Source organism: Gilliamella sp. B3367, assembly GCF_026536825.1.
GTDB lineage: Bacteria > Pseudomonadota > Gammaproteobacteria > Enterobacterales > Orbaceae > Gilliamella > Gilliamella apicola_E.
In genome coordinates, this window is record NZ_JAFNNJ010000006.1 from 62,599 (window position 1) to 75,596 (window position 12,998).

12 protein-coding genes are annotated in these 12,998 nt (G+C 35.8%); 2 read left to right on the top strand and 10 right to left on the bottom strand.

Features of this window, described 5'->3' with window-relative positions; all coding sequences use genetic code 11:
• Positions 1–4: 4 nt before the first annotated feature.
• Positions 5–1,654, bottom strand: coding sequence for an SrfA family protein (locus J3U23_RS09365; protein WP_267339109.1), 1,650 nt, complete (start codon positions 1,652–1,654; stop codon positions 5–7).
• A 212-nt stretch (positions 1,655–1,866) separates the two neighbouring features.
• Positions 1,867–3,759 (bottom strand): bifunctional glutathionylspermidine amidase/synthase, encoded by a 1,893-nt coding sequence (gss, locus tag J3U23_RS09370; RefSeq protein WP_065734945.1) that lies wholly within the window; start codon positions 3,757–3,759, stop codon positions 1,867–1,869.
• 181 nt (positions 3,760–3,940) lie between these two features.
• Here gss and ybeD point away from each other — a divergent pair, with 181 nt between their 5' ends.
• Both ybeD and J3U23_RS09380 read left to right on the top strand, forming a co-directional pair.
• A complete protein-coding gene (gene ybeD / locus J3U23_RS09375) occupies positions 3,941–4,207 on the top strand; it encodes a DUF493 family protein YbeD (protein ID WP_034883735.1) in 267 nt (88 codons plus the stop codon).
• A gap of 67 nt (positions 4,208–4,274) precedes the next feature.
• On the top strand, positions 4,275–5,552 hold the full coding sequence (locus tag J3U23_RS09380; protein ID WP_267332071.1) for a bifunctional O-acetylhomoserine aminocarboxypropyltransferase/cysteine synthase: 1,278 nt from the start codon (positions 4,275–4,277) through the stop codon (positions 5,550–5,552).
• A gap of 46 nt (positions 5,553–5,598) precedes the next feature.
• Here the strand turns inward: J3U23_RS09380 and adk are convergent, their stop codons facing one another.
• The 8 genes from adk to J3U23_RS09420 form a co-directional block, all read right to left on the bottom strand.
• Positions 5,599–6,243, bottom strand: coding sequence for an adenylate kinase (gene adk, locus J3U23_RS09385; RefSeq protein WP_267339110.1), 645 nt, complete (start codon positions 6,241–6,243; stop codon positions 5,599–5,601).
• A 33-nt stretch (positions 6,244–6,276) separates the two neighbouring features.
• Complete coding sequence (locus tag J3U23_RS09390) at positions 6,277–6,528, bottom strand: zinc-ribbon domain-containing protein (RefSeq protein ID WP_065734947.1); 252 nt, start codon at positions 6,526–6,528, stop codon at positions 6,277–6,279.
• Between the two features lie 3 nt (positions 6,529–6,531).
• Positions 6,532–7,998 (bottom strand): ribosome biogenesis GTPase Der, encoded by a 1,467-nt coding sequence (der, locus tag J3U23_RS09395; RefSeq protein WP_267339111.1) that lies wholly within the window; start codon positions 7,996–7,998, stop codon positions 6,532–6,534.
• Between the two features lie 18 nt (positions 7,999–8,016).
• Positions 8,017–9,189: an outer membrane protein assembly factor BamB gene (bamB, locus tag J3U23_RS09400; RefSeq protein ID WP_267339113.1), complete on the bottom strand. Its 1,173-nt coding sequence runs from the start codon at positions 9,187–9,189 to the stop codon at positions 8,017–8,019.
• Between the two features lie 26 nt (positions 9,190–9,215).
• A complete protein-coding gene (locus J3U23_RS09405) occupies positions 9,216–9,983 on the bottom strand; it encodes a YfgM family protein (RefSeq protein ID WP_267337352.1) in 768 nt (255 codons plus the stop codon).
• Positions 9,984–10,006: 23 nt separating this feature from the next.
• Positions 10,007–11,284, bottom strand: coding sequence for a histidine--tRNA ligase (gene hisS, locus J3U23_RS09410; RefSeq protein ID WP_065734951.1), 1,278 nt, complete (start codon positions 11,282–11,284; stop codon positions 10,007–10,009).
• A gap of 24 nt (positions 11,285–11,308) precedes the next feature.
• Positions 11,309–12,418, bottom strand: a complete 1,110-nt coding sequence (gene ispG, locus J3U23_RS09415) for a flavodoxin-dependent (E)-4-hydroxy-3-methylbut-2-enyl-diphosphate synthase (RefSeq protein ID WP_267339114.1) — start codon at positions 12,416–12,418, stop codon at positions 11,309–11,311.
• Between the two features lie 86 nt (positions 12,419–12,504).
• Entirely contained in the window at positions 12,505–12,948 is a 444-nt protein-coding gene (locus J3U23_RS09420; protein WP_081303416.1) for a helix-turn-helix domain-containing protein, read from the bottom strand.
• Positions 12,949–12,998: the final 50 nt, after the last annotated feature.

Below are 12,998 nucleotides of genomic sequence, written 5' to 3' on the forward strand. Positions count from 1 at the left end.
AAACCTATTGTTTTTTCATCGTAATTGGGAATGAAGTCCCGTTATCATAAACTCCCTGACAATCAGCTTGATTATTTTTGCCAGGTTTACACTGAATATTTGGTAATTTATATTTAGTATTATCACTACAAGTAGCTTCGGTATTACCCACAATATTTAAATTCGCGTTTTGAATCCCACTACCGACCTTACCAACACATTTGACGCCATCACTACGAGTAAGCGTCACTTCACCATTGCCTTGATTAAAATTATAACTTAATTGTAATGGTTTACCGGTTGCTTTATCTTGAATACCGGCTCCAACTGACCATTGGCCATTTAAAAAGTTTGTTGACCCTTGCTTTAATGCATCAGTAGGTAAAGCTAAATTTTGGGATTGATTAGCATTGGTATCAGGTGAATTACCTTGATTAGAAGTGTTAGCTTCAGGATTATTAACTACATCTGGTGGTGTCGTTTGAGCATTTTTATCCTCATTATTCTGACCATTTTGATCCACGTTTTTATCATCAGGCGAATTAGGATTATTCGGGGTATTATTATCTTCACTCCCTTTATTTCCTTGATCACCTTGATCACCGTTATTTCCTTTATCATCAGGATTATTTGCATCAGGAGGCGTAGGTTGAAGTGGATCTGTAACACCATTTGCAGTATTTTCTACTGTTTCATTTGGAGCAGCAGGTGGTACAGCTGAATTATCAACAGCAGCAGAATCGGTTGGAACTGCATTCACTGCATTAGGATCTACAGCAACAGTCCGATTTGATACGACACCATTAACCACACCAACAGGTCTGTTATCTATGATAACTTCTTTAGGTTTTTGCTCAGGATCCTGTTTATTATCCTCTGGTTTTTTGAGTTCTTCTGGTTTTTCTTCTTTCTTTTCATTGTTAACAACTGAAGGATTAACTTTATTATCTATTGAGATATTTGGATCTAAAGTTATACTTGGTTTTAACCAATAACCTTTTAACCACAGCAACGCTAACAATAGTAATAAAAGGAGTAATAATCCCAATAACCAAACCCACCAACGCTTCCACCAAGGCTTTTTAACAACAACAGGTATTTTTTGAGAAGGTGCGGGTGCTGTACTTCTAAAGGCCTCTAAACAATAAAATGGCGAAGTCGCTTGTGGTGTTTGCGGATTAACAAAGCCCCAAAAAGTAATAACAGGTTTGCCATTAACAATATAAACAAACTGATTGCTAGGAAAGCGTATCGCCATCAAATTAGGCTCAAGGCTATCTGCGCTTTGTTTAGGATCATAGATAAGCCGACTAAAAAGTAGTTGGTCACCTTCTAAATTGGGGTTTCTAGATAATTTTTGACCTAATTCGATAACTTTGTTTTCAAAATCTTTAAGCAAAACTAGGGCAGATTCTTTTTCTGATTCACTAGCCGATGTCCAAGGAACAATATCATATTCCCCATCAGGTGAGTCTGAATCGAAAGGGATATACCAATCAACAATATTACCCTGATCATTACGTTGTGGGATAGCTAAACAATCTGAGTATTGACGCCCTAATTTGACTCGAAACATTTCTCGAATTTGAGAAGCAACAAGATAAGCTGCTTTACCATCATGCCCGAGCATTTTAAAATCTTTTATATCACCACTTCGGAGTAATGTGTTTGCCATATATTTCCTGATATTCCTTTAAATTACTTATATTTTTTGTAATTATTATTTGACTAAATCAATTCTATCAGAAATAGCAAGTTGTTGTCATTGTTAACCCAAAAGATAATATGATTTTTTTGTCATATTTAATTCTTTATAATGATTTAAGTTATAAATATTCAACTAATTAATGACTAAATTGTTAAATTAGACCTCAAAAACCCCGTTCCTCAACTTTTTTTTGATTTTTCTTTTAAAAATTCTTCATCCGTTAACACTCGTAGTGGTTGCATATCACTTTCTCCTCTTATAACCAAAGAAGGATCAGAACGTAAACACGCACCTCCATAATGACCACCAACGGTGAAAGTACAAACTTGCAAATAACGATCATCAACTTTTGGCAAACACCATAATTCTTGATAAATATTTTCCTGTTTTGCAAATCGTCCAACAGTTTTATCCAACACTTGTTCATGACTACCAACTAACTCAATATCACTACCTCTTCGCCCGGCAATAGGCTTAATTGCGTAGCCTTTTTTGATTAAGTTGTCATTAAGTTCAAATGTAGATTCAAGCAAATAACGATGATTCGGAAATAGAGACCATAATACAGGTAAAATAGCTTTATTACTTGGGATTACAGTCCATAAAGGCTCAAAAACAGATACCTCAGGCCGCAGCAATACATCAATTAATCTAACCGCATTTTCAGGATGCCATGTTCGAATCGGCAATCCTGCTACTTGTGCTTCACTTTCTTGGCGTAATTGTTCAAGTACAGTTTCCCATGCCCACGTTTTCCAGACACAGGTAACTTGACGATCTTCATCATCAACTAAGCGTCCGCGTTTATCCCATCTTAACCCGGTTAGTCCTCGTAAAATTTTACTTTTAAATCCAGCTTGAGTCAGGGCCTTTTGCATAAATAGTGCATGATAATTTTCCTCATTGTCATTATCTTGCATAATGTGTACAAATGCTTTTGCGTCGCTATGCTTCCAACAACTAGCTAAAGCATTGAGTAATCCTGCACTCGGGTTTACCCCAACATTTAATTCGGCTTGGATTGCCCAATTTTCCAATATTTTTCCAGCTTCGGTATGACATGATGCAGAATCAGCATTGTATTCATAAACTTTAAAGCCTCTCTCATCCATACAAAAATCTAATCGGCCAGTGATCATTTGATAACGCCGTTGCTGCCAAGATAACCGAAGTCTAGGCCAAAGAATTTCAGGAATATTGAAATTGCATAATAAATTGTCATCTTTTAATACTTTATCTGTAGCATGTAAATACATTAAATGAAGTTCATTTGTGGCACGAATAAGTTCCTGTTCTGCACTTTCAGAAATAGTGAAATAGCGATATTGATCATCATGACTAATAGCATGGCCAGTTGCTGACACATAAGCGCTTTCTAACGGATCGTTTTCGTTTAGCCATTTGCCATCAAATTGACCATGATTTTCAATGTGTACGCTGTGGATATCAAGTAAGTGCTTATTAACTTCAGGTTGTGGTAGGCTATAAAGTGTATTATCTGTTTGAATCATCCAACCTAAAATTTTGGTATCATCAAAAGTATCATGTAAATAAAAACCATCATCAGATACGGTCATCTCCAACTCACGCGTCCATTGCTGACCAATAGGAAGTCGGGTATGGATAACATTTTGTTCCGCAATTCGAATTTTATTATCAAAAACTTCAGTAACAATAGCAACATGGCCTGTTCTATCAAATATACCGCCATCATCCCATATTAATAATGCTCCTGCTTCTGGCATTTTTTTACTGCCGTTAGCAAATGCTTGTAATGGTAAAATTGCTTCATTGATAACCTGGCGAAGAAACCTTAACGAGAAAATTTCATGTGCCATGCCAACATCAGTAAAAACAATACCATAATTTAAAAATAAAAATCTTCTGGCAAATTCAACACATTGCCACTTGTACCCCATATACTCATGACCAGAATAGCTTCGAAATGAAGCATCATTAGGAAATTGTTCAGGATCTAATGTTTCATAATCAGATGAATAAATTGCGACACCACCTGGTGCATAACCAAGTAATGTACCAAAAGGTTCTTTATTAGCGGATTGGGATGACATGTTATTTTAGCCTTTTAGAATAATAGTAAGGTAGGTTTTACTAAGCTATGTTAGAATTTGCTTATCATAGATCAAATTATAAGCTTTAAAAAGTGATGTTTATGGCTTGAAGAATAATAAATTGACTATATATATTAGCAAAAGTTAGTAGTTATATTGATAAAACGAGAAAAAGACTATTATGCAACAAACAAAATTAAATGAATTATTAGATTTCCCTTGTTCTTTTACTTATAAAGTAATGGGTGAAGCAAAACCTGAATTAGTTGATAAAGTGGTGTCAGTTATTCAGCGCCATGCGCCTGGAGATTATACACCGTCGATTAAACCAAGTAGTAAAGGTAATTATCATTCTGTTTCAATTACGATTAATGCAACACATATTGATCAGGTGGAAAGTTTATACAAAGAATTAGGTGAAATAGATATAGTGAGAATGGTTTTATAATTCTTTACTTTTTGGTAATTTTTTGCACAAAATAAGAGTCTTATAGTTGTAAATATGAGGCTCTTATATGAAACCAGAAACAATTGTTTTGCACGCAGGCTATACTCCTGAACCAACCACTCACTCCGTCGCTGTTCCCATATATCAAACGACATCTTATGCTTTTGATGACACACAACATGGTGCCGATTTATTCGATTTAAAAGTCGCGGGGAATATTTATACTCGAATAACAAATCCAACAAATGCAGTACTTGAAGCACGTGTTGCTGCTCTTGAAGGTGGTATAGGCGCTCTTGCGGTAGCATCTGGTATGGCGGCTATTACTTACGCAATACAAGCCATCACATTTGCTGGAGAAAATATTGTTTCAGTGTCTAAACTTTATGGTGGCACATATAATTTACTTGCTCATACATTGCCTAATTTTGGTATTACAACTAAATTTGCACCACACAATGACCTAAACGCTATCGAAAACCAAATTGATGACAAAACTAAAGCCATATACTGTGAAAGTATAGGTAATCCAGCTGGTAACCTTGTTGATTTGACTGCACTTGCTGATATTGCCCATCGGCATGGTATACCATTAATTGTTGATAATACAGTTGCCAGCCCTGCCCTTTGCCGACCATTTGAATTTGGCGCTGATATAGTTGTACATTCATTAACTAAATATATCGGTGGGCATGGCAATAGTTTAGGTGGAATGATAGTTGATTCTGGTAAATTTCGTTGGAAAGATCATGCCGATAAGTATCCTATGTTAAACCAACCAGACCCTTCTTATCATGGCGTTTCTTATACTGAAAGCTTTGGTGATGCAGCTTATATTGCACGTTGTCGAGTAATACCTCTTAGAAATATGGGAGCAGCTTTATCGCCATTTAATACGTTCTTATTATTGCAAGGCCTTGAAACACTCTCTTTACGTATTGAACGTCACTGCCAAAATACACTTAAAGTTGCTAAGTATTTGGCTTCACATCCTCAAGTTGAGTGGGTCAATTATGCAGGGCTTATTGATCATCCAGAACATCATCTAGCCGTAAAACAAATGGATAATGGATTACCTGCCGGGATTTTGTCTTTTGGCATTAAAGGAGGAAAGCAAGCTGGTGCAAAATTTATTGATGCCTTAAAATTGATTATTCGTTTAGTCAATATTGGCGATACGCGTTCATTAGCTTGTCACCCAGCATCAACTACGCATAGGCAACTCAATGATGAAGAATTGCAAAAAGCTGGTGTAAGTCAAGAAATGATACGTTTATCAATTGGTATTGAACATATCGATGATATTATTGAAGATTTAGAGCAAGCACTTAACTCTGCTAAATAATAAATTTGATAATATGAGGGATGAGTATCATCCCTCTTTTTAAAAATTAACCTAAAATTTTAGTTAATTCATTAGTCACAGCTGAAACAGCTTGTGTTCCATCAATGCGGTAATATTTAGTTCGCCCTTCTTTCGCTTCATGTTGATAATAGTTAACTAAAGGTTTAGTTAAATCATGATATTCAACAAGACGTTTACGAACAATCTCTTCATTATCATCTTTACGGATAGTCAATGGTTCACCCGTTACGTCATCAATATTTTCCGCTTTCGGCGGATTATGACGAATATGATATACACGTCCTGAACCAGCATGAATACGGCGACCACTCATACGATCAATAATAACTTCATCAGGTACATCAAATTCAAGCACATAATCTACATTAATTCCGGCTTCTTTCATTGCATCCGCTTGTGGAACTGTGCGAGGAAAACCATCTAATAAAAAGCCTTTTTCACAGTCGCTTTGTGCAATACGCTCTTTAACTAAAGCAATAACTAACTCATCAGTAACAAGCTTACCATTATCCATAAGCTCTTTTGCTTGTAGACCTAGTGGGCTACCTGCTTTTACCGCTGCACGCAACATATCACCCGTTGAAATTTGGGGAATGCCATATTTTTGCATAATAAATTGAGCTTGAGTTCCTTTTCCTGCCCCTGGTGCGCCTAACAAAATAATTCGCATAAAATAACCTCTTATGGCTTTAAATATAAATTTCTATTCTGGTAAATAATGAAATATCACTTTACTGCTGGAGATTAAGCCATCAGTGTGACAAATGTAGTTTATAGCACCACAACCTTTAACTATTTGAGCACTTTGCTGACAAATTGGACAGATATACTGTTCTAGATAATGTTGCTTGCAATGAGGACAGTCATAATGTTGTGGCGACACAATGTCCATTTTATTATGGCATTTCGGACAAATACCTTCTTGCCCCTCATCAATACTCTTTTTTGTTGTCATAAGTTATTTACGCCCCCGTACATGTTTCATTAAACGACGACGTTTACGTTGTTGGGAAGCCGTCAAACTATTTTTTCGGCCTTCAAATGGATTTGCGCCTTCTTTAAATTGAATTCGTATTGGTGATCCCATAATTTTTAATGAGCGTCTAAAATAATTCATCAAATAGCGTTTATAAGAATCAGGTAAATCTTCAACCTGATTACCATGAATAACAACAATTGGTGGGTTGTATCCACCTGCATGAGCATATTTTAATTTTACTCGACGCCCTCTCACTAATGGTGGCTGATGGTCATCTTGCGCCATTTGCATGATTTTGGTTAATAATGCAGTATTAACACGACGTGTCGCACAATCATATGCTTCTTGGATCGAGTCAAATAAATTTCCTACACCACTGCCATGAAGTGCAGATATAAAATGTAAACGAGCAAAATCGATAAAATCAAGCCGATCATCTAACGTCGTTTTTACTTGCTCTTTGATATCTTGTGATAAACCATCCCACTTATTGACTGCAATAACAAGTGAGCGCCCACTATTAATAATGAAACCAAGCAAGGACAAATCTTGATCAGATATGCCTTCTCGGGCATCTATTACTAAAATAACAACATTAGCATCTTCTATCGCTTGCAGGGTTTTAATAACAGAGAATTTTTCAACAGTTTCTGTTACTTTACCTCGTTTACGAACTCCCGCTGTATCTATCAAGATATATTCACGATCATCACGCATCATGGGGATATAAATACTATCGCGTGTTGTGCCGGGCATATCATAAACGACAACCCTCTCCTCACCTAAAATTCGATTAGTTAGTGTTGACTTACCTACATTTGGTCTTCCAACAATAGCAACTTTGATTGGCTGGTTGATGAGTGAGTCAGCTTCATCTTCAATGTCATCATAAGATTCAGGAAGCTCTTCATCTTCTGAATCATTTGATATGATTTCATGCTGATCATCTTCAAAATGGAAAATAGGATCGAGTACAGTTTCAATTAAAACATTTACACCACGACCATGACTTGCTGCAATCGGATGAATGTCCCCTAATCCTAAACTATAAAAATCAGATATTGCGCTATCTGCATCAATACCATCAATTTTATTAGCAACTAAAAATGTTGCTTTTTCACGAGCGCGAAGATGCTTAGCAATTGCATGATCAGCAGGCATAGCACCAGCTCTTGCATCAACTAAAAAAAGGACAATGTCTGCTTCTTCAATTGCTTGTAGGGATTGTTCCGCCATAAAGCTTTCAACCCCATCTTCGGTGCCATCAATACCACCAGTATCAATGACTATATATTCATGCCCTTTGATTTCTGCTCGTCCGTATTTACGGTCACGAGTTAATCCCGGAAAATCAGCTACTAAGGCGTCTCGAGTTCGAGTTAATCGATTGAATAAAGTCGACTTTCCTACATTCGGACGACCAACTAGTGCGACAACAGGTACCATATTTTTTCTCTAATTACCTTAATTTTTTGTGAATGCGTAAATATCACCATTTTTAGCTTGGACAATAACTTTATTGTCGACAACTAATGGTTTCGAAATCAATCCACTACTACTAACTTGTGTTTTAGCAACGACTTTACCGTTATCTTTACTTAACCAATATAGATAACCTTCAAAATCACCAAGAACAATATAGTTTTCATATAAAACAGGATCGGTTAATTGACGATGTAACAAATCAGCTTGAGTCCATAGTACTGTACCACCATTTTTGCTGACCGCTTGTACATTATCATCTTGATCTACAACAAATAAATGTTGACTATCAACTGCAAAACTATGCGTAGACCCCATCTCTTTACGCCATACAATCTGACCATTACTTAAGTCAAGTGCTACAACATTACCATTGTACCCAATTGCATAAGCTAAATTACCTTCGATAACAGGAGTTGAATCAACATCATTCAATTTTGCAATTTCAGTTGATCCACTAGGTTGTGAAATACGTTGTTGCCAAATCAGTTGTCCATCGTTTAAGTAGTAAGCATTTACATGGCCAGTATCATCACCAAGTATTGCTGCACCATGTGCAATTGTTGGGGTAGAATTACCTCTTAATGAAAGAGGTGGAACTTCAAGCATTACATCCCATACATCCTCGCCGGTATTACGATTCAAAGCTTGTAAATTACCACTTGCGGTATAAACAATGAGTTTATCTTCTGAAGAAATAGGACGAGCAAGTACTTCGCCTTTTACTGGTTTTTCCCAAATAACATTACCATCATTACGATCTAAAGCATATACAACAGCACGTTCACTACCAACATATACATATTTATCATCAGCACTTACACCACCAGAAAATAGCGCTGTTTTACTGCTAAATAATGTACTTTTTGATAAATTTTTATCCCATATTGTATGACCATTTAATAGATCAATAGCTTTAACTTGTCCGCTTCGGCTAGCAGCATAAATAGCATTATCATAATTAATAGGACCTAATAATGAATAAATATGTGTATTGCCTGATGTACTATTTCGCCATACTTCTTTTATTGAAAATTGGTTACTTACTTTCGGCGAAGGTGATACTTGTACTATCTCTTCTTCTCCACCAAACAATGAACATCCAGCAAGTGAAAACATAAAAACACTAATAGAAAGACATTTTGTTAACTTCATTGTATAAACCCTTATATCAGGATAAATTAATTTTTATTTTCTTGCGCTGCATTTACGTTAGCTTCTGCTTCTTGCTTTGCTTTATCTTTGGCGGCTTGAGCTTCTTGTTCAGCTTGTTGCTTATCTTTAAGATATTGAGCCTGATTTAACTTCATTTTGATATTTTTATCTAACTGTTCTGTAGGCAATGAAGCTTTAGAATTATTTTCCCCTGATTGATCAGCTGGAGCAGGAGCTAATGCAACATTATAAGCCGCAACAGCTTCAGCATAATTATTCAATTTCATATAGGCATCACCACGAATATCATTAACTACAGGTACCCAACTTTTTTCAGTTACCTTATTTAAGGTCGCTAAAACATCCTGATAACGTTCAAGTTGATATTGTATTTTTGCAATACGAATATAACTGATTGATTTAATAACTTCTGAATCAGTTTTACTTAATGAATCAGTGAGTAACTTTTCAGCTTTTGGATAATCTTTCAATTCTTCAACGTAAAATTTAGCTGCTTTTAAATTAGCAAAAACACTATAAATAGTATTATCACTCTCAGCGAAAGAGACTAATTCATTTACTGAATCTGGATTATTTTTGTCTAAATTAGCTATTAATTGTTCATACCGTTCGGAAGATTCAATCGTTTTTTCTAATTTGTAAGATTGCCAGTAACGCCAGCCATAAAAAGCTAGTAATCCAATTACTATAACTGCAACAATGATTTTCCACGTTTTAGCAAGAAATTCTTTTATCTCTGAAACTTGTTCTTCGCCAGATAATTGATAACTCACGTTTTTCTCCTATTTTCCTTAACTTACAATATTGCCAAACACGTTTGAACAATCTCTTTTTGTGCAACTTCAACTTGTTCGCCTGTTTGTAAATTTTTAATTGTTACTGTTTGATTGGCAATTTCATTTTCGCCAATGATTACAGCTATTTTAGCACCTAATTTGTCAGCTTTGGCAAATTGTTTCTTAAAATTACTACTACCGTAATTTGTAACAATTCTTCTATCAGGTAAACCATCACGTAATGTTTCCGCCGTTCTTTGTGCAGCAGATATTGTTTGCTCATCACCAGAAGATATCATATAAATATCAATCGAGTTGTCACGATTTAAAGAAGGGTTAACCGCTTGTACAAGCAATACTAAACGCTCAACTCCCATGGCAAAACCTACAGCAGGGGTTGGTTGTCCACCAAGCTGACTAACAAGCCCATCATAGCGCCCTCCACCACACACGGTACCTTGAGCTCCTAAACTGGTAGTAACCCATTCAAAAACAGTTCGATTATAATAATCTAAACCACGAACTAATCTTTGATTAATATTATATTTTATTCCTGCGTTGTCCAATAAATGACATAACCCATCAAAATGATTTTTAGATTCTTCATCTAAATAATCAAATAATTTTGGCGCCTGATTAAGCAATTCTTGTACAACAGGATTTTTTGAATCTAACACACGTAATGGATTAGTATACATTCTACGTAAACAGTCTTCATCTAATTTATCTTTATGTTGTTCTAAGAAGCTAACTAACGCATTACGGTAATTGGATCTAGCTTCAACTGAGCCAATTGAATTGAGTTCAAGTGTAGTATGCTTTTCAATACCAAGAGCTTTCCAAAAACGAGCGGTTAATAATATAAGCTCTGCATCAATATTCGGTCCTTCAAGGCCAAATACTTCAACACCAAATTGGTGGAATTGGCGATAACGCCCTTTTTGAGGTTTTTCATAACGAAATGCAGGCCCTAAATACCATAAGCGCTGCTCTTGATTATAAAACAGACCATGTTCAATTCCTGCACGAACACAACCTGCTGTAATTTCTGGGCGTAGAGTGAGACTTTCATCATTACGGTCGTTGAAAGTATACATTTCTTTTTCAACGATATCTGTCACTTCACCAACTGCTCGTTTAAATAATCCAGTATCTTCAACAATTGGGGTTCTAATTTCATTATAACCGTAACTATTTAGCACACCTTTGACAATTTTTTCAATTTGTTGCCATGTTGCACTATCACTCGGGAGTAAATCATTCATTCCCCGTATTGATTGGATTTTTTTTTCAGTCATATTTTTATTCGCTATCTAATAAGATTATAGTTCAGTGGTTGCTATTCTATTTTTCAAAATTAAGGCTTTAGCCCGTATTTTAGCTTCCAACTCATCTATCATTTTTTCATTATCTATACGCCCTATGCGCACACCATCTTCATAAAAACCGCTTTTATTGTGCCCACCAGCAACACCCATTGTGGAAGCTAATGCTTCACCTGGACCATTAACAACACAGCCAATAATAGAGACATCCATCGGTGTTATAATATCTTCAAGTCGTTGCTCTAGCGTATTAACGGTACTAATTACATCAAATTCTTGTCTTGAACAAGTTGGACAAGCAATGAAATTAATCCCTCTAGATCGGATACGTAAAGATTTCAAAATATCAAATCCAACTTTGACTTCTTCCGTCGGATCGGCAGCAAGTGAAACTCTTAATGTATCGCCGATACCTTCAGATAGCAATAAACCGAGCCCAATTGCTGATTTTACAGCACCTGTACGAATGCCTCCGGCTTCAGTTATTCCTAGATGTAAAGGCTGCTTAATTTGTTTTGCCAATAATCGATACGAATCAACTGCGGTAAAAACATCTGACGCCTTAACACTTACCTTAAATTGATCAAAATCAAGCCTATCAAGAATATCTACATGGCGCATCGCAGACTCAACTATCGCTTCTGGTGTTGGTTCACCATACTTTTCTTGGATATCTTTTTCTAGCGAACCTGAATTAACACCAATACGTATTGGAATATTTTTATCTTTAGCACAATCAACTACTGAACGAATTCTCGATTCATTACCAATATTACCAGGATTAATCCTTAAACAATTAACACCATATTCAGCAACTTTTAAAGCTATTCGATAATCAAAGTGAATATCGGCAATCAAGGGAACTTTTACTTGTTGCTTAATAAATTTAAATGCTTCAGCAGCATCCATCGTTGGAATAGAAACGCGCACAATATCAACACCAACACGCTCAAGCGTTTGGATTTGAGCTACTGTTTTCTCTACATCTGTTGTTCGTGTATTGGTCATGGATTGGACAGCAATAGGAGCTCCACCTCCAATGGGCACATCACCGATATAAATTCGGGTAGATTCTCTCCTAACAATTGGTGATTCTTGATGACTCATAAGATGCCTAATCACATTACAAAATAACTAGGTCGCGATCTTAACAAGATTTGGGGCAAATGTCTGTATGTGAATTCGAAAATTTGCTAACTGTTAACGCGATCAGAAGCCCCAGGAGAAATATAATGGCTAACTTCAACGTAATTATTTTTGTTTTGACAGGTAGCGTAATATAATCCAATACCTAATAACAAAATAAAAATGAATAAAGTAATAAAGATAATCTTTTTACTATGACTTTTTTTATTATCTATTGATTCGAGTTTGAAAGGTTGTTTTACTGAATATTGCTTTGCTAATGCCTCAAGATAAGGTTGATATTCTTCACTAGGTAAACCAACAATTTTTGCATAGTTTTGAATATAGCTTTTAACAAGAACATAAGGGGCATGGACTAACTGATTATTTTCTATTTCTGAAATAACTTGAGTTCTAACATGAATTTGAGCAGAAATATCTTTTTGGGTTAAGCCCTTGTTATCCCTTAAATCGGAAAGAATCTTACCCAACGTAATATTATTTTCCATCATTTTCTCTTATTTTGCCTTCCATTAGTTTACACAACTTTAACTTATTTTTA